This is a genomic window from Proteiniclasticum sp., assembly GCF_032054185.1.
In the GTDB taxonomy this organism is placed as follows: domain Bacteria; phylum Bacillota; class Clostridia; order Clostridiales; family Clostridiaceae; genus Proteiniclasticum.
In genome coordinates, this window is sequence record NZ_DAMBTF010000007.1 from 1 (window position 1) to 20,392 (window position 20,392).

General features: G+C 45.1%; 26 protein-coding genes and 1 pseudogene. 7 read left to right on the forward strand and 20 right to left on the reverse strand.

Translation table 11 applies throughout. From position 1 onward, the window contains the following. Positions 1-53: 53 nt before the first annotated feature. The 3 genes and pseudogenes from RTX25_RS05230 to RTX25_RS05240 all read right to left on the reverse strand — a co-directional run. A pseudogene (locus tag RTX25_RS05230) lies at positions 54-500 on the reverse strand (ABC transporter ATP-binding protein); the annotation flags it as partial. Beyond that, the gene (locus RTX25_RS05235; RefSeq protein ID WP_312651378.1) at positions 500-700 is read right to left on the reverse strand and encodes a PLD nuclease N-terminal domain-containing protein; all 201 of its coding nucleotides are present in this window, start codon (positions 698-700) and stop codon (positions 500-502) included. The pseudogene RTX25_RS05230 and the gene RTX25_RS05235, both read right to left, overlap by 1 nt. A 1-nt stretch (position 701) precedes the next feature. Beyond that, positions 702-1,817, reverse strand: a complete 1,116-nt coding sequence (locus RTX25_RS05240) for a helix-turn-helix transcriptional regulator (protein WP_312651382.1) — start codon at positions 1,815-1,817, stop codon at positions 702-704. A 361-nt stretch (positions 1,818-2,178) separates the two neighbouring features. On the opposite strand from RTX25_RS05240, the gene RTX25_RS05245 reads away from it, so the two are divergent. Then, positions 2,179-2,748 carry a GNAT family N-acetyltransferase gene (locus RTX25_RS05245; protein ID WP_312651385.1) on the forward strand — a complete coding sequence of 190 codons (570 nt, stop codon included), beginning with the start codon at positions 2,179-2,181 and terminating at the stop codon, positions 2,746-2,748. Between the two features lie 93 nt (positions 2,749-2,841). On the opposite strand, the gene RTX25_RS05250 is transcribed toward RTX25_RS05245, so the two are convergent. Next, positions 2,842-3,063 (reverse strand): hypothetical protein, encoded by a 222-nt coding sequence (locus tag RTX25_RS05250; RefSeq protein ID WP_312651388.1) that lies wholly within the window; start codon positions 3,061-3,063, stop codon positions 2,842-2,844. Positions 3,064-3,249: 186 nt separating this feature from the next. Between RTX25_RS05250 and RTX25_RS05255 the strand changes: the two genes are divergently transcribed. The 3 genes from RTX25_RS05255 to RTX25_RS05265 all read left to right on the forward strand — a co-directional run bounded on the left by RTX25_RS05255 (position 3,250) and on the right by RTX25_RS05265 (position 5,367). Further along, on the forward strand, positions 3,250-4,116 hold the full coding sequence (locus RTX25_RS05255; protein ID WP_312651391.1) for an ROK family protein: 867 nt from the start codon (positions 3,250-3,252) through the stop codon (positions 4,114-4,116). Positions 4,117-4,376: 260 nt separating this feature from the next. Continuing rightward, the gene (locus RTX25_RS05260) at positions 4,377-4,880 is read left to right on the forward strand and encodes a heme-binding protein (RefSeq protein WP_312651393.1); all 504 of its coding nucleotides are present in this window, start codon (positions 4,377-4,379) and stop codon (positions 4,878-4,880) included. Positions 4,881-4,926: 46 nt separating this feature from the next. After that, positions 4,927-5,367, forward strand: coding sequence for a GNAT family N-acetyltransferase (locus RTX25_RS05265; protein WP_312651396.1), 441 nt, complete (start codon positions 4,927-4,929; stop codon positions 5,365-5,367). 238 nt (positions 5,368-5,605) lie between these two features. Here the strand turns inward: RTX25_RS05265 and RTX25_RS05270 are convergent, their stop codons facing one another. The 7 genes from RTX25_RS05270 to RTX25_RS05300 all read right to left on the reverse strand — a co-directional run bounded on the left by RTX25_RS05270 (position 5,606) and on the right by RTX25_RS05300 (position 9,936). After that, a complete protein-coding gene (locus RTX25_RS05270; RefSeq protein ID WP_312651399.1) occupies positions 5,606-7,300 on the reverse strand; it encodes a methyl-accepting chemotaxis protein in 1,695 nt (564 codons plus the stop codon). 266 nt (positions 7,301-7,566) lie between these two features. Beyond that, the gene (locus RTX25_RS05275) at positions 7,567-7,794 is read right to left on the reverse strand and encodes a DUF6199 family natural product biosynthesis protein (protein ID WP_312651402.1); all 228 of its coding nucleotides are present in this window, start codon (positions 7,792-7,794) and stop codon (positions 7,567-7,569) included. Between the two features lie 91 nt (positions 7,795-7,885). Further along, positions 7,886-8,560 carry a TIGR00266 family protein gene (locus tag RTX25_RS05280; protein ID WP_312651405.1) on the reverse strand — a complete coding sequence of 225 codons (675 nt, stop codon included), beginning with the start codon at positions 8,558-8,560 and terminating at the stop codon, positions 7,886-7,888. Next, entirely contained in the window at positions 8,550-9,062 is a 513-nt protein-coding gene (locus RTX25_RS05285) for a hypothetical protein (protein WP_312651408.1), read from the reverse strand. The genes RTX25_RS05280 and RTX25_RS05285 overlap by 11 nt, the downstream gene beginning before the upstream one ends. A gap of 92 nt (positions 9,063-9,154) precedes the next feature. Next, complete coding sequence (locus RTX25_RS05290; RefSeq protein WP_312651410.1) at positions 9,155-9,436, reverse strand: GNAT family N-acetyltransferase; 282 nt, start codon at positions 9,434-9,436, stop codon at positions 9,155-9,157. 5 nt (positions 9,437-9,441) lie between these two features. Then, positions 9,442-9,693, reverse strand: coding sequence for a hypothetical protein (locus RTX25_RS05295; protein ID WP_312651411.1), 252 nt, complete (start codon positions 9,691-9,693; stop codon positions 9,442-9,444). A gap of 48 nt (positions 9,694-9,741) precedes the next feature. Then, on the reverse strand, positions 9,742-9,936 hold the full coding sequence (locus RTX25_RS05300; protein WP_312651413.1) for a DUF6440 family protein: 195 nt from the start codon (positions 9,934-9,936) through the stop codon (positions 9,742-9,744). A gap of 412 nt (positions 9,937-10,348) precedes the next feature. Here RTX25_RS05300 and RTX25_RS05305 point away from each other — a divergent pair, with 412 nt between their 5' ends. The 3 genes from RTX25_RS05305 (at position 10,349) to RTX25_RS05315 (ending at position 12,450) form a co-directional block, all read left to right on the forward strand. Beyond that, positions 10,349-10,903, forward strand: a complete 555-nt coding sequence (locus RTX25_RS05305; RefSeq protein ID WP_312651415.1) for an NAD(P)H-dependent oxidoreductase — start codon at positions 10,349-10,351, stop codon at positions 10,901-10,903. After that, positions 10,904-11,815, forward strand: coding sequence for a VOC family protein (locus tag RTX25_RS05310; protein WP_312651416.1), 912 nt, complete (start codon positions 10,904-10,906; stop codon positions 11,813-11,815). Between the two features lie 188 nt (positions 11,816-12,003). After that, positions 12,004-12,450, forward strand: a complete 447-nt coding sequence (locus tag RTX25_RS05315; protein WP_312651418.1) for a helix-turn-helix domain-containing protein — start codon at positions 12,004-12,006, stop codon at positions 12,448-12,450. A 157-nt stretch (positions 12,451-12,607) separates the two neighbouring features. Here the strand turns inward: RTX25_RS05315 and RTX25_RS05320 are convergent, their stop codons facing one another. From RTX25_RS05320 to flhA, 9 genes are read right to left on the reverse strand one after another with little or no spacing between them, the layout of a single operon-like run. Beyond that, the gene (locus RTX25_RS05320) at positions 12,608-13,393 is read right to left on the reverse strand and encodes a flagellar hook-basal body protein (protein WP_312651421.1); all 786 of its coding nucleotides are present in this window, start codon (positions 13,391-13,393) and stop codon (positions 12,608-12,610) included. 13 nt (positions 13,394-13,406) lie between these two features. Beyond that, positions 13,407-14,168, reverse strand: coding sequence for a flagellar hook-basal body complex protein (locus RTX25_RS05325; RefSeq protein WP_312651423.1), 762 nt, complete (start codon positions 14,166-14,168; stop codon positions 13,407-13,409). 1 nt (position 14,169) lies between these two features. Continuing rightward, positions 14,170-14,328 (reverse strand): hypothetical protein, encoded by a 159-nt coding sequence (locus tag RTX25_RS05330; protein WP_312651426.1) that lies wholly within the window; start codon positions 14,326-14,328, stop codon positions 14,170-14,172. Between the two features lie 8 nt (positions 14,329-14,336). After that, positions 14,337-14,915, reverse strand: a complete 579-nt coding sequence (locus RTX25_RS05335; RefSeq protein ID WP_312651429.1) for a hypothetical protein — start codon at positions 14,913-14,915, stop codon at positions 14,337-14,339. A 19-nt stretch (positions 14,916-14,934) separates the two neighbouring features. Continuing rightward, positions 14,935-15,645, reverse strand: coding sequence for a FliA/WhiG family RNA polymerase sigma factor (locus tag RTX25_RS05340; protein ID WP_312651431.1), 711 nt, complete (start codon positions 15,643-15,645; stop codon positions 14,935-14,937). Positions 15,646-15,662: 17 nt separating this feature from the next. Then, a complete protein-coding gene (locus RTX25_RS05345; RefSeq protein WP_312651433.1) occupies positions 15,663-16,334 on the reverse strand; it encodes a PilZ domain-containing protein in 672 nt (223 codons plus the stop codon). Between the two features lie 14 nt (positions 16,335-16,348). Next, on the reverse strand, positions 16,349-17,293 hold the full coding sequence (locus tag RTX25_RS05350) for a MinD/ParA family protein (protein ID WP_312651435.1): 945 nt from the start codon (positions 17,291-17,293) through the stop codon (positions 16,349-16,351). Further along, positions 17,290-18,321, reverse strand: coding sequence for a hypothetical protein (locus RTX25_RS05355; RefSeq protein ID WP_312651438.1), 1,032 nt, complete (start codon positions 18,319-18,321; stop codon positions 17,290-17,292). The genes RTX25_RS05350 and RTX25_RS05355 overlap by 4 nt, the downstream gene beginning before the upstream one ends. Continuing rightward, on the reverse strand, positions 18,318-20,390 hold the full coding sequence (gene flhA / locus RTX25_RS05360; protein ID WP_312651441.1) for a flagellar biosynthesis protein FlhA: 2,073 nt from the start codon (positions 20,388-20,390) through the stop codon (positions 18,318-18,320). The genes RTX25_RS05355 and flhA overlap by 4 nt, the downstream gene beginning before the upstream one ends. Positions 20,391-20,392: the final 2 nt, after the last annotated feature.

Below are 20,392 nucleotides of genomic sequence, written 5' to 3' on the forward strand. Positions count from 1 at the left end.
ACTACGCCCCTTGTGGACTTTCACCACAGTCAGACGGCATGCCCGTCATACTTAAGAAGCGCCTGAGCAATGCCCAGTCTCTGTTTCATTCCCCTTGAGTAGGACCTGATCTTCTTCCTGTTTCCTTCAAGGCCTACAAGTTTAAGCAGTTCCTGGCTTCTTTCTCTGATTCTCGCCTTAGGCATATCGGTGATTTCACCGCATAAAGCCAGATACTCCTCTGCACTCATATATCCATAGAACTCAGGAACATCGGGCAGATACCCGGCATTCCTGTTTGTTTTTGTTTCTCCGAAATGCACTTTTTCTCCACAGACTTCGATTTCTCCCTGATCCGTTTTAAGCAGTCCCAGAATCATCTTCATGGTGGTGGTTTTACCTGCTCCATTCTGCCCGATGAAACCGAAGATGCATCCCTCTTTAACAGATAAGCTGATTCCTCTTAAGACTTCATGGGTTCCGAATTTCTTTGTCACATTGTCTAATTTCAGGACTTCCACTAATCCTCACCTCTTCCGAAGATAAAATACACAAGGGGTCCTATGGTCTGAATGAAGGAAACAAGAATCCACATGGGTCTGTTTCCGAATTTATAGTTGTCATGTCTCAGGATATGGATAATCGCAGCGATGGTCAGCGTGAGCTGCAGGATAACGATCGGGATGATGAAGGGCAGGTATTCTCTGATATTTTCAGGCATTTTAATTTCCTCCTATGAACTCATTCAGTTCACTGATTATATTTTTGTAGCCCACTTCATTTTGAAGTGGAGTAAATACGGGGTTCATGGTAACGGCCTGCAGCATACCTTCTTTCACGACTTTTTCGCTTCTTGGCGGTCCGCTGCCAAGATCAAGCTCTTTGAACCATTCACCGATCCGATTAAAGAATTCATCTCCATGAAGTTCGAAGGGATAGATGAGCTTCTTGCATGCTCTGACATATGCCTTGAGCATCACAAGACTTCTATCGTATTTCCCATGCATAGCCAGTCCGTTCGCTGCAGTGTAATAGACCTGGGCCATGACGTTGGGGTTAAGCTCTATGAGTTTCATGGATTCTGCTACAGGCAGCAGCCGCTCAAGCCCTCTACTGAAGGTTTCTTCATCCGCCGCTTCCAGCATAAGATAGGATGCGCCTGTAGAGATGAAACTGAGGACATGCTGATACATGCTGATCTGCAGAACCGATTTCGCTTTGTCCAATTCTCCGATACTCTGATATGCACCAGCAAGAGTCACCTCATCACCCACAACAGGTTTTATGGTACCTTCCAGAAGATCCAGCACTTCTATGGAATCACCAAGCACCATCTGAGTCATAGCTTCAAAGGAATTTGCCTGACCTGCAAGCCACACGTCATCACCTTCCGCTTTGACTCGTCTGCACAAGGTGATGATTTTCTCAAGCACCTCTTTCTTCTTCTCCTCACTTGTCGCAAGCATATGGTGATTGAGGAGAAGAAGCGCCATCTGTAACAGCAGCGGGAAACAGGAGTAGTACTTCTCAATGATAGCGTCGACTTTTTCCATCACCTCATCAAAGGGCTTCTCTCCGAAATCATCAGCCAGTTTATGATAGATTCTACCGATTTCTTCCTTATCCAGCTGCGGCAGATACCCTAAAAGCTCATCTATGGTGATGTTGAAATAAGTAGCAAGTTTTGGGAGAATGGTGATGTCCGGATAACTCTGTCCGGTTTCCCACTTTGAAACTGAAGCCTTCGTCACACCGATATAATCCGCTAAAGCATCCTGGGTGATTCTCTTCTCTTTTCTATTCATGACGATGATCTTTGCGATATTGATTTCCTTCATTCATGCACCTCTTATCCTTTCAGTTCTTCAGAACATTTTTTCTATCTATGTCTACATTATGGGATATGGTGAATCAATAAACAATGGATTCATACGCAATTCTGGTTAATTTAATCAACTAATGCGATACTTTCTGACGTGAATACGCTACAAGCAAAAAACCACTATGAAGGTAACGGGTACGGAAATCATGAATCCCTTGAACCTCTTCTCCTTCTAGATACAGCCATTCTAAAGAACAGCTGCTTCAGATGAAGCGGATCACATTCTATAACCAGATGATATATTGTTTGTTCAGATTGTGATATGCTTACATAGACATACCAAAACACAATCATCAACCCGCAAGTTGTCCACAGAATTGAAGAAAAAACGGGGAGGCAGAATTACAGTAAATTTACGCTTTAAGGAATTTATAGATGAAATTGATACCCTTATAGAATTTCTGACCTCAGATAGCTGGTCATTTTATGGAACCCCGAATCCGGATCCGGAAAGGATCCGATCAAGATATGAAAATCAGTTTTATACCGGGGGAAACTGCAGAACCTTCTGGATCCTCATCGATGAAGAAACAAATGCAGGCATCATCAGAATATATGATCTGGAAGACGGAGACCCGCTGTTTGACATCATGATTCTCAAAAAATTTAAGGGCATAGGCATCGGAACAGCTGCAGTCAGATGGCTTTCGGAGTTTATTTTTACCGAGTATCCCGAGAAGCTGAGAATTGAAGCCAATACCCGGCAGGATAACTATGCCATGAGATGCGTATTCCATAAATGCGGTTATGTTAAGGAATCCCATCACAGAAATGCCTGGGTCGGTCTGGACGGTGTCCCTTATGATTCAGTCGGTTACGGCATGACAAGTGAAGACTGGCAGAGCGGAAAGTCTTCACCGGTCAACTGGAATGATTTCAATTGCTAGGTCAAAAGGGCAACCGCCCTTTTTTATTGCTCTTATTTCATGAAACTGAAAGGACCGCCGAAATGGCGGTCCGCATAAACTGTACTCGGTTCTTCAAAACTCAGTCAGCACTCTACCCTCTTCTCTGATCGCATCAGCGATTTCTGCCATCATCTGATTTTTATAGACTTCATCCTTCATCATCTTCTTTACTGTACATTCCCAGATGATGATCACTTTGATGTTCTGTTTCTTGAGTGCCTCATAGACTCTGATATCACGCTCGGTATTTCTTACGAACTTCTGAGTCCAGAATTCTGTATTGGATTTTGGCATTGTGGCGTATCTGCATTCCTCATGCCTGTGCGATTCCATACGAAGAGAGTACCACAAAGCTTTCCACCGACCAAAAACAGTTATCAGAGATATATCATGAATTACGTTGACATACCCTTGAACTTGACACAATATAAAGATAATAGATTGAATAAAGAACAGTCATAATGATTAGGAGGAAAAAACATGATTTTAGGCGCAATAGAAGCAGGTGGCACAAAATTTGTCCTGGCTGTAGGCAATGAAAAAGGTGAGATTACCGAAAAAATTTCCATCCCCACAAGAAATCCGGAGGAAACCATGAAGGAGATCCATGACTTCTTTAAGGGAAAGAACATCGAAGCGCTAGGCATCGGCTGCTTCGGCCCGTTGGAGCTCAATAAAGATAAGGAAAAGTACGGCTTCATCACTTCAACACCGAAGCTTGCCTGGGCAGACTACGACATTTTAGGCAATCTCAGAAAGAATCTGGGTGTCCCCGTTGAAATTTCTACCGATGTCAGCGGAGCCGCCCTTGGAGAAATCACCTTCGGTGACTACAAAGACGAGCATACTCTCCTCTACATCACAATAGGCACCGGTATCGGTGGAGGTTATGTTATAGATGGAAAGATTCATAACGGCATGCTTCATCCTGAAATGGGTCATATCCTGATGAGCAGACATCCTGAAGACACCTTCGAAGGTTCATGCCCCTACCACGGAAACTGCTTTGAAGGAATGGCATCAGGTCCTGCCAATGAAAAAAGAACAGGAATGAAAGGAACAGAAATCCCCGATGATCATAAGTCCTTCGACTATATCGCATCCTACATTGCAGAAGCGCTCATGTCCTATATCCTTGTTCTTTCTCCAACGAAGATTGTTCTTGGCGGTGGCGTCATGGGCAGAACCCGTATGTTTCCGGAAATCAGGCGCATCCTTTCGGAAAAGCTGAATGGATACGTGAAGACTGACCAGCTCGGCGATCTTCTGCATTATATCACTGAACCGTCTCTGGGCACCGAATCCGGTATAAAAGGCGCACTGGCGCTTGCACTCATGGCAGAGTAGCATACAGTCACATCACCCCTAAAAAACAGTAGAGAAGACCGGAATCATCCCCTTTTATGAGGCGGAGGATTCCGGTCTTCACTGTCTTATGAGCATTTCGCATGGCACTCTGATTTTCCGTAAATCAGAGCAGCTTAATGTCCTTGATCAGCTTACTGAAATCCTGATCGATATTCTCCCTGAGGCTGTAGAAGAAGCAGAAGATTAGGCATATAATGAAGGCAATAAAGACGATTCAGACTTCTATCGGAGGTGATTCCATGTCAAAATACGAGACTGCGCCCTATAAAGTTATTCAGAAAGAAGGCCGTTTCGAAATCCGTCAGTATGATGCTTTCTATACTGCAGGTGTTCTTGAGCAGAGCCTTGAAAGTTCCAGCGGATTTCGTCAGATCTTCGACTATATCAGCGGGAATAATAAGGAAGAACAGAAAATCTCCATGACAACCCCTGTTTTCAATGAACTGGGAAAAGATAATGTCTCAACAGAATTTGTCATGCCGAAAAAATATACGGAGGAAAACCCTCCCGAGCCCTCCAACCCAAGGATTACCATCAGGAAGACCGAAAAGAAGAAGGCAGCTTCCGTGACCTTTTCCGGCAGTGCAGATCCAAGTAAAATCAGAGAATATGAAAGCCTGCTGCTCAAGTGGATAGAAAAGATCAATATGAAGCCCTCTGGAAACTTCAGGCTGGCCAGATATAATCCGCCGTTCATTCCGCCTTTTCTAAGAAGGAATGAGATTCTCATCGATGTTTCCTAAATAATCGGTACAACATAGACACTTAAAATATCGGAGGAGAGAGAGTATGTTCGAAGTTAAAGAGATTCCACCTGAGATGACCTATCCTATACGGCATAAAGTGCTGCGGCCTCATCAGGACCTTAATGAGTGCGTCTATGACACCGATTTTATGGATGGGACATTTCATGCAGGTGTATTTCATGATGAAGAGCTGATCTGTATCGCATCATTTAATCCTGAAAACCACCCTTCCTTCAGCAGCGGCAGACAGTATCATCTACGGGCAATGGCTACCTTACCCTCTTTCAGAAATATGGGCGTAGGTCGCACTTTGATCAGCTATGCTGAAGAGAGACTGAAATCGGACGGAACTGAAATCATCTGGTGTAATGGAAGAACAGAGGTGAAGGGCTATTACGAAAAGTCAGGATTCAAATCATACGGCGAAGTATTTGATTACCCGGGTCTTGGGCCACATATCGTCATGTATAAGGAATTGAAATGACACTTAAATCGCTCCATAAGACAGATTTCTTTGAAACATAGAATCGAAGACTTGTATTCGCTTTACGCATGTTTATCCCCTCATCTTAAGCAGCGATAATCCTCATGTTTCTCCACACCCTATTCCTTTTATTCTAAAAATGCAGAAAGCACTAAGCCGTCCGCATGAAATGATCATAGCGGGCATATCAGTGCTTTTACGTTCTTTTTCGTGTCTCTTCTTCGTTATAATTCAGAGGCTAAATTCTGAAGAAGCCTATTCTCTTCTCCATTTCCTCAGCACTTCTGCTGCTCTTCTCTGAAAGACTTACGATATCGGTTGTCTGAATGGCAATATCGGAGATTTTCTGGGCGATCTGAGATGAGCCTTCAGCGCCTTCTGATGCAGCTTTCGAGATGTCCATGATCGCACTTCTGATCTGCTCCATGGAGCCATATAACGTGTCTGACATCTCATCGATCTCACCCACAAGGCCTCTAACCTGATCTGCATCCTCATTGTACCGCTTACTGGTTGTCACCAGCATTTCGTAGTCGTGAATAACCTTGTCGTCCATGAAGCTTAGGAGCTTCTCCGCGTCCTTGACCACTCCATTAACCGCTTCGGAAACATTGACGGTAATGTCATTGATTTTCGATACCGCTTCTTTTGAGCTGTCCGCAAGGACTCTGATTTCTTCAGCCACAACAGCAAATCCTCTTCCTGCCTCTCCTGCTCTTGCCGCTTCTATGGAAGCGTTAAGCGCCAGAAGATTAGTCTGGGAAGTGATGGCAAGGATCGCCTGAGACAGTTCCTTGATGTCGTTTATCGCACTGGTCTTCTTTATGGACTCACGAAGGTTCATGTTGGTTTCTTCATAGATCACCTTCGCATCCTTTTCCGATTTCGCCGCATCATCCTTAAGATGCTCCGCACGGGTCTTGATGTCCTTGGACAGTGTGCTGCCATGATCTGTCTTGTCTTTGATGCTCTCCACAAGATTCATGACTTCATCTGCTGATGCGGTCATTTCCTCAGATGCTGCGGAGGTTTCCTGCATACTGGCAGACAGTTCCTCTGTGGTTGCAGAGATCTCCTGGATATGGTCATGAATCATTTCGATATTCTTTGCAGACTGTTCTCCGACATCTTTAAGAACCTTCGATTCTTCCTGTACATGCCTTATGATGTCCGCTATGGTTTCCCTCATATGGTTAGAGGATCTGGCGATATCCCCGATCTCGTCTTTTCTGTAGGCATGGGTATCATGCTCATCCGCGGTGAAGTTACCTTCTTCAAGCGCCTTAAGCTCCTGCCTGCTTCTATTGATTCCTTTGGCTATACTTCTTCCAAGGAAATAGGAAAGAAGAATACCCAGAATCAGGTTGAAGAATGCAAGACCTACGATGAATATCAGTATTTCTTTCATACCTGCATTTTTGACATCGGTATATACGCCGACAAACCACATGCCGACAACTTCACCTTCATCATTTCGAAGAGGAACATAAGAGGTCTGTGCTGACTTCCCTAGTATATCCGCTTTACCGGCAAAGGCTTCTCCTTCAGAAATAACCCTCTTCAAAACTTCATCTGAAGCCCTGGAGCCAACGATTCTCTTTCCGGTTTCATCCTTGATGCTTGAGGATATTCTTGTATCCCCGGCAAAAAGTGTTGCCAGGATTTCAGTGCCGCCAGTCAGGTCATCAACAAATTCAAAGTGCTCATTGAAGCTGTAGTCTCCCTTATAGAGAACACCATTTTCCACTGACCATTCTCCCGGATAATGTTTCTCCAGCTGAGTGAGACCGATGCTTGAATAGTGACTGAGCTCTTTCTGGGTTTCCCTGTAAAAAAGACCGCTTACACGGGTCTGCGTTGCCCATAAAATCGATGTGGTCAGAATGACGATGATGACCGTTGAGGTCAGTGCAATTTTCCATTTGATTTTCATTTCTACTTTCTCCTATCTTTTGTAACCTGGACTGACCATTTTCAGTCTTCATTTGTTATGGTGATAATATCCTATGTGTTAGTGATATCGTCAAATTCATGTGGATGTTAAGTCATGCAAATATAAAAATATAACGTACCAGACGCAGGTGCAGTCAGATCCTCAAATGTCACAAACTGCAATAAAAAAGGGATTATGACAATCCCTTAAAACTTATCTCTAATCTCTTATCTCTACAATGATCATCATAACAAAGAAGAATCAACTTACATCCTGCTCCCTATATAGGGAATCAGAAAGAAGTACCCGATGATCAGCATGGCAATAAGCCCTGCAAATCTCTGAAACATGAAGTAGCTTTTCGAAGGCACTTCGGTTGCTTTCCATTTCTGAAAAGTCCTCCACAGAAATCTTGGATTGATGAAATTGATCAGTCCAAGAAGAAAGGAAAATCCGAAAAATACCGTAACGGCAATTGTGATTCCATCATTCATCGCTTTTCTCTCCTTTTTTTGCTGCCAGGAGCAGCCTGCTGACATAAGCCCATTAAGATATCCGCTCTAATAGATCCGCCTTACTTATTCATCAGCCTTTAGAGGGAACATAGGGAATGATCTTAGACGCAAGAGTGCTGATCGGCATGGTCTGAAGCCTGACCATGCCAGGTCCTGTCAGTCTCACAAGAAACAGTCCCTCCCCACCAAAAACAACCTTTTTAAGACCTTTAACGGTTTCGATGCTGTAGGATACGCTCTCATCAAACATGAAGACATGTCCCTGATCCACAAGTATGGACTCTCCGCTCTTAAGGTCATATTCGATGAGCGAACCATCCGCTTCCAGAAACAGATCCCCAGTTCCGGAGAATTTCTGAAGGATGAACCCCTCCCCACCAAGAAGACCTGCCGTGAACCTCTTGGTAAAACACACTTCGAAGCTGACCTGATCTGTAGAGGCTAGATAGGCATTCTTCTGCACGATGATGCTCTGACCTTCCATTCTGACATGGAGGATTTCCCCCGGAAGTGAGGAGGCAAATGCAATTTCCTGATTGTCGCTCATAGCGGTATAGGTATTCTGAAACATGCTTTCACCTGAAAAAGATCTTCCCAGTCCTTTCAGAAAGCCTCCTCTTGTTGAGGTTTCAAGTTCCAGCCTGTCCGTCATCCAGGACATATTTCCTGAACTTGCAACGATGCTTTCTCCACGGTCAAGCATACATCGTAAAACCGGATATTCTCCCTGTATTTCAAATTTCATTCTTATCCGCTCCTTCTGCATCAAATTTATTATCTTTCGAAGAGTCAGGTCCGATCGTGAATATCATGAAAAGATAAGGTGCCAGCATGACGGGTATAGCCATAAGCCTTGAGTAATTCTCTGTGCCGATAGTCCTCAGCAGTGCATAGGTGATCCAGCTGAAGATTTCACCGGGCAGATAGAGATAATAAAGAAGAGGCATATATCCGCTTCTATAGAAGCTGCTCTGCTCCAGAAGATATACTCCAGCAAGAATCAGTGCAAACAGTGTAGATGCTTTCATCATCGTTCTTCTATCATAGGTTTTTTTCAGCATAAGACCGATTCCGATAAACAGAGCGAAACTCATGATCATACGCATAGCGAAGATGATGTTGTTTGATTTATCTGTCCATTCAGCTTCACCGCTCATCATGAAGCTCAGGATGAGCTGGGTGAAAAATCGCAGGACAATTCCACCAGCTGCTGCCCATAAGGTCAGTTTCCATACATTCTTACTCATTCCTACCCCTCCTAAAGTAAATTTCCGTCTTCTTATTCTGCTTGGTATTGAGATCATACGGTATAGCACATCTCTTTAACTTCTTGGAAATCTTATCTGTATCCTCTCAATTTCTCATCGATCACGCCGCTAAGTTCCTGAAGATCCAGCTTGAAGATATCAATAAGGAGATGTCCATCCATCTGCCTTTCCTGCCGGACTACCTGCCCATGAAGTTTATGATAGAAGGCATTACTCGGGGCCAGGTGATGATTATACACAACCATAGATTCTCTTCCCATGCTCATATACGCATCTGTAAGCTCTTTAAGAAGCAGAAGAGCAATTCCCTGTCCACGGAACGATTCTTCTATCCAGAGCCCGTTAAGCTCCATGGCGTTCACGCCATCATATTCTTCTGCAAAGCTTCCGAAGGCGGCTCCTTCAAGTTTATCTCCTGAGAAAGCCCAAGAAGAATTCTTCTATCCGCATTCTCTTTTTCGCTCCTTGCCCATGAAGTAAAGAAATTCAGTTCCTCATGAGAATCCAGTGTATTCTCGAAAACACCTGCAAACTCCTCCGTCCAGCACTTCACCTTGAGATCGATGGCATCCTTCAGTTCATTCATATTCAGCGGTCTTATTTCAATCATATTCCCTCACCTTCTTCTGCTTTCGCGTAGAGATTTCCTAGTCTAGGATCATCTTCCTGATGTACCCGGCAGATCGATAACAGTCTTTCCATCATGATCCAGAAGAGGCGTGATTCCTGTAGGATTGACCCCACCCACAGCAACATAGTTCACTCCTGTGACCGTATCGACGATGATCTGGATTGCACCGAATCCCAACCCTTCTTCTTCTTTGACCTTAAATCTCTTCTCTTTTTTCGCCATATCAATGCTCCTTTTTCATACATAATTATAGTGATTGCTATACTCATCATATCCTATTTATGTTCTGTGAACCAGTATCCGGAAGTAAATATAGAGGAGAGACCCTAGAAATGTGTAAAAACATCATTTCATTACACGCCGATCCGGATAATTGAAAACGGGTCTCTTACTAAAATGCAATCCCCTGCAATCCGTCTTTCAGCTTACCTACTGAAACCCTGTAACAATCGAGTTTTGGTTCCGGTTCCCGCATACCCTGTTACTCAAGGATTTTAGCGTACTCGTGAAAAAGAATTAAATATATTTTGTAAAATTAGTTGAAAAGTAGACTAAATTGTATTATGATGAATTCAAGTTAGTTGAAAAGTGGACTAATAAAAATAATAAAATAGATTTATGCGGAGGAAATATCATGAAAATAGGAATTATAGTAGGTAGCGTCAGACAAGGAAGAAACGGAGAAGCAGTGGGCAGATGGATCCATGACTTTGCCGTCAAGAGAAATGATGAAGGTGTGGAATATGAACTGGTGGATCTTAAAGACTACAACCTGCCCTTCTTAGGTGCAGAAGCCACAGAGGATCAGATGGCAGCCATCGGTGCATGGCTAGGTAAGATCGCGTCCTTTGACGGATATGTTTTTGTCACTCCTGAGTACAACCGATCAGTGGGAGGAGCATTCAAGAACGCACTGGACTATCTGGATGCTGAGATCAGAAACAAGGCAGTAGGATATGTAGGATACGGCGGACTGGGCGGAGCTTTCGCCATTCAGTCTCTTAGAGGTATAAACGCAGAGCGTTCACTCGCTTCTGTTAAAACCATGGTCTCTTTCTCTCTCATGACAGACTTTGAAAACTTCTCAGTGTTCACACCAGCGCCTTATCATGCAGTGAACGCAAACACCATGCTGGATGAAGTGATTCTCTGGACCAGAGCTTTTGAAACCATCAGGAAGGTGAGCTGATTGAAAACTGTACCCTATACCACAGGCAGCCCCAAGCTGTCACAAAAAACCCGTTTAGGCGTTGTTCATCTGAAAGTGAAGCATCTCAAAGAACAGATTGCTTTCTATCAGGAGGTTCTGAAGATGACGCTTCATGAAGAAAGCGAAGACCATGCCGTTCTCGGAGACACAAGTAAGCCTCTTCTTCATCTGAGAAAAGTGGACGATCTGAAACGATACAGCAATACCACAGGAATGTACCATTTCGCCCTTCTCTATCCCAGTGAAAAGGAGCTGGCAAAGGCCATATCCTGGCTCTATTCCCTCAGCTATCCGAACTACCCCACAGATCACGGTATGTCCAAAACCACCTACCTCAAAGATCTGGAAGGTAATGACATTGAGCTTTATATCCGTACAGGAGATCGTGGAAATTATGTATCCGAAGATGGAGAACTAAAATTTCTCTACAATGACGGCACACTGACAGAGGGAAGAGATCCCCTTGATCTTGAAGAGCTGTACAGGACACTTAAGGAGAATGAAAATCCCGGGACCCCACTGGAGAACATGGAAATGGGCCATATCCATCTTTACGCATCCAGTCTTTCAGGCATGCTTACCTTCTACAGAGATGTCATCGGTTTTTCCGAAGGACTCATGATGCCAGGTTTCAGAATGGGTGATGTGGGACTTGAAGAAGCAAAGTATCATGTCGTCGCATTCAACACCTGGAAAGGGACAGACCTTCCCGCTCCAAAGGATGCGGCAGGCCTTGACTACTATACCCTTATCCTTGACGGCAAAGAGGAATATCTTGCTCTTAAAGAGAGGCTGAAAGAGGCTGATGTTGAAACATTCATGGAAGATGATGGAGAATACCTGTATGACCCCGCACACATCAGAATCAGACTGAAAACGGATCATGAATAGTCCATAAGCCTTAACCTCTATAGATCAGAGCCTGAAGGTTTAGTTGAAAAGTAGACAGATTGACGATATAATGATCCTATAAACAGAAGCAGGCTTTGATACCTTCGGGTATTCAAAGCTTGTTTCTTAAGAATCCGGACTTTTCCGGATTTTCCTGCCCTACCTCATAAGCAAAGGAGGATGCATTCATGAATTTTGAAATTATGGACGCTCTATATACAAAGGTTCTGAAAATCAGCCATCTGATGAACTCAAGTCTTTCCGAAATCGCAAAAGAAGAAGACCTGAACCCTTCAGAACTGATGATCGTGCTCGACGTCAAGAACAATCCCCACACCGATCTTCAGAGTGTCTGCGACAGACTCGGCATGAAGAAAAGCGCTGCATCCAAAGCCATCCGGAAGCTCATTGAGGTCGGCTATATCGAACACCATATCTGCGAAAGCGATCAGAGAAAAGTATCCCTCATCGGAGTTGACTCTTCCTGCAATAAGCTGTGTAAAGAAAACACGCTGATGAGCACCTTCAAGGGCATCGACAATCCAAAGTATGACGTGGATGTCATCCTCAGATCACTGGATGATCTTCTGGAGATTCTATCTCAAGGAAGCAGGAAAGATCCTGAAACAGAATAGATACGATGCACTCTGATCTTATTACGAATTGAAATACAAAAAGCTGAAAAACGTTCATTTGAAGAACGTTTTTCAGCTTTTTCACTGTTATTGTCTGAATTTTTTATGGGTTTTCTTATTCTATGCAGTCAGGCTATCCATCTCTTCCATGCAGTTTCTATACGATGGTATTGATGACTTCAAGCATCTCATCCGCCGTGGTCACACTCTTGGCATTGACCTGATAGGCTCTCTGGGTGATGATCATATCGGTCATGCTCTGAACGATATCCGCATTGGATTTTTCAAGGGCTCTCTGCCTGACATTACCATAGGCTCTGCCCGGATCATCTGCGGAGTTATAGAGCGGAATGTTGTTTCCTGCCATATACTTTCCTTCACCAAGGCTTACAAGCTGATCCTGACTTTCCACCTGATAGAGCATGACTCTCCCCAGGTTCTGAACCTGCCCTTCAGCAGTTCTTCCTGAAATGAGACCCTCTGAGCTTATGGAGATGAACTGGCTGTCACCCCATTGGGTCTGAGGAATATAGGTCTCCATGCTGAGAAGATTTCCTTCCTCATCGGTTATGGACTGATCTCCATTTTTCTGGAAAGCGCCGTTTCTTGCGAGCATAAGGTTACCCTGGGGGTCAGTTACTCCGAAATATCCGTTTCCTTCAATGGCCATATGATAAACGCCTTCAGATTCCGTAATCATGCCCTGGTTGAAATTCGTCTTGGAGATAACCGCTCTTGAACCTGCTCCGATGGCTGCGTTTTCCGCATTCTGGGAGAGCTCCACCTGATTGGAGCCGATCTCGTTTCGAAGAAGCTCGCTGAAGTTCACTTCCTTCTTTTTGTATCCGTTTGTCTCTGAATTTGCGATCTGATCCGCGACATTATCCATGACCCTTTGGGCTGTCTTCATTCCTGTGGTTCCGATTCTTAAACCGTTAAACATCTATATCCCACTCCTAATTTCGTCCGATTTCGTTCACTGTCTTCTGCAGGGTCTCATTAAGGACCGAAAGCACTCTCTGATTGGACTGGAACTCCCTCGAGACTTCCATCATCTTGATCATCTCATCCATGATGTCGACGTTTGCGCTTTCAAGATACCCCTGGCTGATTTCGGCATCACTTAGTCCCAGGGTCTGTGTGCCTGTCATATAGATGTTCTCGCCTCTCATCTCAAAGGCGGTGTTCTCCGGAAAGGCTGTGACCATAAGTCTCACATCAGAGCCGTTTACATATCCCCTCTGATCCACACTGAAAGTGTCACCCATGACATAGATTTCTGTAGGATTTCCTGCACCGTTCATCCCAAGAACAGGATAGCCTTCCTGAGATACCAGTCGGTTATCCTCAGCAATTCTGAAGCTTCCGTTTCTTGTGAATCCCGTCTCTCCGTTTTCCGTTGCTAGAGTAAAGAATCCGGGACCGTTTATGGCGATGTCTGTGGCACTTCCCGTCTCCTTCAGAATACCTTGAGAAAAGTTCGTATAGGCACCGTCTATTTCCGTACCCAGATTGATTGTCCCAAGACTCTGTCTCATGTTGCTGTCTCTGCCTCCGGCATGGTTATAGACCTCATATTCCTGCATGGATCTCTGAATGAGGTCCTGCATCTTGTAACCCGGTGTATTCACATTGGCCGCATTAGCTGAGTTGTTCTCCTGCTTTTTCTGAAGGACATTCATCTGCCTTGTGACGTTATAAAGACTTCTTATAATCATCTTACTTGTTCTCCTCTTCCAGATTCACTCTGATTTCTTCAGGATAGACCATGCCAAGATCTCTTGCCTTCTCTTCGATCTTTCCGTTTACACTCATAATACCCGAAAGGTTCATGAGTACTGCTCCGATGAGGATTCCGCTGCCAAGGGCGATCAGCACCTCTGATTTTACTTTCTGTAGTGTTTCGATAAGTTTTTTAATAGTAAAACCTCCCCTTTCTTCATGCGGGTGATCTTCGCGATCTCCTCTACACTCAGTCCCTCGTCCTCATAGTCCATGACGGATCTGATGTTGTCCGGCACAGGTTTCTTCTCGAGGCTGACTTCTTCACTTGAAGTCGGCTCCACCAATAAGTCACTCTTTGTTTCCGGATCAGTCTTCTGAGGCTCGATCTGTTCTCTTTCATTTTCCTTCATATCTATCACAGGTATTATATCATCAGGAACGGAGGTGCTCATATCCTGTAGCGTCTCCGTATCCTGCACTTCCAGTTTCTGGATGAGTTCTTCCTTTTCCAGCTGCCATTTCATCAGCTGCTCGAAAAGGGTCTTTTCCAGTTCTTCCATCCGGTCATTAAGATCTGCTGCCAGTTCCGTATTTTCATAATCCATACCTCTTCTGGCATATACATCACTTAAGGCTTCGGTCAGTGCACGTTCTTCCGCGTCCACCGGCATCTGTCTTTTTCTTTGCTGCAGGCCAATAATAATGAGTCCTGAGCCGAGGATCAGTAAAAAATAAAACATATGATTCCTTCCCATGGCTTTATGCCATCAGTTCTCTTAATTTAAGGATGATCTTTCCATGAATCTGGGAGACTCTTGGAATGGAGATGTCCATGGCATAGGCGATTTCCTTGAGGGTGAGCTCCTGCACATAGTAAAGGTCAAGGATGATCTGTTCTCTCTCATTGAGATGCCTGACCGCCTCCCTCAGCTGACTTCTTCTTTCTTTTTTCAGAAATTCCTCTTCCGGTGTATCGGTCTCTTCATCCCTGATGAGATCCGACAGCTGAATTTCGTTTCCGTCCTTATGGAAAAGGGTGGTTTCAAAAGACACCTTGGAGAGATAGTGCACGGTCTCATGGAGCTTTGAGAGCTCTTTTTCGCTGATGCCCAGCTCCTCGCAGATCTGGTACTCTTCCGGACTTCTTTTCAGCTGCTGCTCGAGTTTCTCCTTTGCTCCGTAATATTCGTTGAGCTTGGAGATTCTGTCCCTTGACACTCTTCCGGTCTTTCTCATCTCATCGATGATGTTCCCCTTTATTCTCAGGGTGGCGTAGGCTTCAAAAGGCACCGCCTTGGACGGATCGAACTTCTTTATGGCATCGAGAAGTCCGATGATGCCTATGGAGAAAAGATCGTCCTTATCAAGGTCCCCTTCTCCTGTCTCTATTCGTCCTACGATCCTTTTGACCAGTGGAATATATTTTATGACCATATCGTTATTGTCTGATCGGGCACTTGGATAACCCATATAGGTCACCTCCCAACTTATTTCCTCTGTGTTTTTCTCATTAACTGAAAAACATGGTTCACGATCATCTCCTGCATCTTTTCCCCGATGTCATCAAACTGGATTCCGTAGAAATATCTTGTTCCCGAAGGATTGATGATAAGCTGGCGATGCATGACCGTGGCTCTTAGTATCAGCACATTCTTCTGAATTGTGAAGCGCATGATGATCTTCTGTCCTTCCTTGATGTCTTCCTCACAGGAGAACTTCATGCCTCCGGCACTGATGTCGGACATGACTCCCGGTTTCATGTATTTTGTGATTTCCCCTTCAACCCGGTTTAAATCGGGACTGAATGAAACAGAATCAATGATGAAACGGTTCGCTGTATAGGTGATCGGTTCGCTTGCCGGAACGCGGACATTGTCTCTTCTCTGGACGCTTTTCCATCCTGTGAGCTGAGAAATGGTATAGGTCGGCGCTTCAGCTGCGATTCTTCCGGCGATGACGCCTTCAAACCGTAGACCCTTATTTCGTTCAAATACGACCGCTTCAACCTTTTCTCCGGGATGAAAGAACTTGAATCTCTTATCATCTGCCGGAATCGAAAAGTTCAGCGAATCCTCGGTCTTGTCTGTGATCATGGCCTCAAGTATGCTGCCGTCCTCACTTGTGATCTGAATCTTGCCTCTGATATTAATCCATTCCATTTTTTTGCCACCCGCTATGTTCCAAATATTTTCATGAAACGATTCCCCAACTGTTTTATAGTGGAAATATTGTTTATGAATACTTTTTCTTCCAATATTATACCAGCTATAGTATGTATATTGCCACTAGATAAAGCATTAGGGTAAGAAAGAATCACAGGCTCCTGTTTCATAATGGCTTTTTCCACTCTGGAATCATCGAAAATGTATCCGCAGTTCTCAAGGGAGACATCCAGAAAAGCCTTGCAGGTGGTATCGAGTTTTTCATAGGTCTCTTTTGCGGAATCTACGCTCGCCACCTTGTTTACAATGAGCTTCACAGAGGATTTCAGTTCATAGTAGCTGATGGTCTTAAGGACCCGGTAGGCATCGGTGATGGAAGTGGGTTCAGGTGTCGTGACAAGAATCACTTCATGGGCGAAGGTGATGAAGCTTAAGGTCTCTTTCGTTATGCCCGCTCCGTTGTCGATGACCATGACATCGAATCCGCCCAGCGAAATGAGCTCGCGTATGAGCTTTTCCTGAGCATCCTTACTTAGGACATTCATCTCAAGAAGACCGGCTCCTCCCGAGACCACTTTGATGCCCATGGGACCTTCGTAAATGATCTCCTCGATGTCCACTCTTCCCTCGAGGTAGTCGAACAGGTCATTTTCATAATGGATGCCCATGATGATGTCCGCATTGGTCATGCCGATATCCGCATCCATGAGGAGCACTTTCTTGCCGAGCTTTGCCATGGCGATGGAAAGATTCACGGAGACGTTGGTTTTGCCCACGCCGCCTTTTCCGCTGACCACAGCATAGATCTTCACAAACCCGTTTTTCTCAAGGGGATCCTGGGCCTTCTTCTCCTCTCTTGGAGAGGCGATCTCCATGATGGAGGCGATGGCTGACTCGTGTTTTGTATATTTTGATTCCATCATCCGTTTACGTAGGGATTCGGCCTGATCAGTCATACTTTAAGCTCCTTCCAGAGAAAATCGAGAACGTTGTCCAGGCTTGATTCCATGATGTCTTCAGGAACAGTCTGCCCATGACAGAAGTACTGAACGGGCAGGACATTGTTTTCCATCATGTTCCAGAAATTGTTGTAGTTTTCCACTTCATCGAACTTGGTGAGGATTACGGCATTATAGCTCAGCTCTTTGTATTTCTTCATGATGCGGTTGTTGGTGTCGACGTCCGAGGACATGCTGATGGCAAGATAGGTGCGTCTGTCCTCAGGCAGCTCGTTAAGGTATGCTTTGATGTCTTCGATTCTGTCCGCATCCTTGGGACTTGCTCCGATGGTGTCCACGAGGATGAAATCGCAGTCCTTAAGGCTCGCAAGCTTTCTTCTGATCTCTTTAGGCTCGCTCACAGCCACGCATTTTATCCCCAGGATTTTGGCATATTTCTTCAGCTGCTCCACTGCCGCTATGCGGTAGGTGTCTATGGTGATGAGACCGACCTTTTTGTCGTCCTCAAGGAGCGCTTTGGATGCGATCTTCGCAATGGTCGTTGTCTTTCCTACACCCGTAGGTCCGACAAGGACATTGACTTTACCGAACTTCTGCTCTTTGGTGTAGGCGTTGTCCATATAGCTTCTGTCGATGAAGTCGCGGATGAGGGGAAGAGTGATTTCATCCGTTTCCAGATGGTTTCCGAGAAAATAGTTTTCCCATCTTTCTCTCACCTTTGTATTGGAACCGAAGATTCTGTCGATCTTCTCGTTCCTCTTCTTCGTCGCTTCAGGCAGAAAGGCGTCTCTTTTCGTCCGTTCCAGAAGGATGCTGTTGAAATCTTCCTTATCCTTCAGGTTCTTCTCGTGGATTCTGTCTTCCAGAGCGATGGTCACTTCCAGCATTCTCTTTCTGAAGAGGTTGTAACATTTCCCGGGTCTTACGGTTTTCTGGCTGATGATGATGGCGTCTTTGCCCAGTTCGTATTTTGCCCGGACAAGGGCTTCCTTCATGTCATTCACTATGTATTTCTTTATGATCAACGAAATTCCACCATCCCTACTACTTCGATTTGGATATCATTTGGGATCTCATTCAGCGACAGTACCACGAAACTCGGGAATGTCATTGTGATGAGATTCTTAAGGGCCGTTCTTACTTTTGGTGAGGCAAGGATGACCGTCTGGTAGCCTTTCATGAGCGCCTCGTCATAGGCGGACTTGATGTTGTTGAAGATTCTTGTGATCATTTCAGGCTCCAGGACCGGAATGGATCCTGACATGGATTTATGGATATTGGATCCGATGAGCTCTTCAAGCTGGGCATCGATGGTGATGACCTTAAGCTCTCCCTGATGGTCAAGGTAGTCCTTCACAATCGTTCTCTGGAGCACATGTCTTACGTGCTCTGTAAGGATTTCAGAATCCTTTATGGAAACGGCGTTGTCTGCCAGGGTTTCAAGGATGGTCACAAGATCTGTGATGGGCACATTTTCCTTAAGGAGATTCTGAAGAACCTTCTGCACCTCTCCAAGGGTCATGATGCTCGGGATAAGCTCTTCCACGATGACGCTGTATTTGCCTTTGATCTCATCGATGAGGGCTTTGGTTTCCTGTCTTCCGAGAAGCTCAAACGAATGCTTTCTGATGAGCTCCTTAAGATGGGTCACAAGAACCGTGACAGGCTCAACAATGGTGTAGCCCGAAAGGTCTGCCCTCTCCCTGTCCTTCTCTTCGATCCACAGTGCGGAAAGTCCGAAGGCAGGTTCTGTTGTAGGAATTCCTGTAAGATCGAAATCGGATGTGCCCGGATCGATGACCAGGAACTTATTCACATACACATCCCCTTTTGCGATCTGGTTTCCTTTGATCTTGATGACATACTGATGAGGCTCAAGCTGCAGATTGTCTCTGATTCTTATGGGACTGATGAGGATACCCATCTCGTTTGCACACTGCTTACGGATGGAGGTGATATGCCCGACAAGATTGCTGTCCGAACCTTCATCCACAAGAGGGATCAGGCCGTAGCCGATTTCAAGTGAAATGGGCTCTACATGATAGGAGGAGATGGACTCTTCCGTATCCTTGAACTGGGAGACCTTGGCTTTCTCCTCCATCTGGATGTTCTTCTTCGTTTCAGCCTTGTCGTTCTCATAGACAAGGTAGGCTGATACGCCAAGAAGTATACCCATCCCTACAAAAGGTACGGTCGGGAATGCCGGTATGAGGCCTATGGCGATGACGACAACAGATCCGATCATCATGACCTTCCAGGTGCTGAAAAGCTCATCTCTGAAGGTGGAACCGAAGCTCTTGTCGTTTCCTGATCTTGTGACGATCATACCTGAGGCGACGGAGATGAGAAGGGACGGAATCTGGCTCACAAGACCATCACCGATGGTGAGTTTTCCGAAGTGACCGATGGATTCCATGATGGTCATGTCCCCCTGCATGGAGAAAATGATGATTCCGCCCACAAGGTTTATGATGGTGATGATGATGCCGGCGATGGCATCACCTTTCACGAACTTTGATGCACCGTCCATGGAGCCGTAGAAGTCCGCTTCTCTTTGAAGATCCTGTCTTCTTTTTTTTGCTGTGGCTTCATCGATGAGACCGGAATTAAGGTCCGCATCAACGGCCATCTGCTTTCCGGGCATGGCATCAAGGGTGAATCTTGCGCCGACTTCCGATACTCTTCCGGCACCGTTTGTGACGACCACCATCTGAACGATGGTGATGATGATGAAGATGACAGCTCCGACCACATAGTTGTTTCCCGTAACGAAGGTGGCAAAGGCGTTGATGACCCCACCGGCGTCACCTTCGCTTAGGATGAGCCTTGTGGATGAGATGTTGAGGCCCAGCCTGAACATGGTCATGACAAGGAGCATACTCGGGAATATGGAGAATTCCAGAACGCTTTTCGTGAAAAGGGTCAGGACCAGAATCATGATGGAAATCGTAAGATTGACCACCAGGAGCATATCCAGAAGAAAACTCGGCATCGGCAGGATGATGATTCCGATGACACCCACCACGGCAAAAGCGATGATGACATCCATATATTTACTTAGCATGCTTAGAACTGAATTCTTTCCCTGTGGCATAA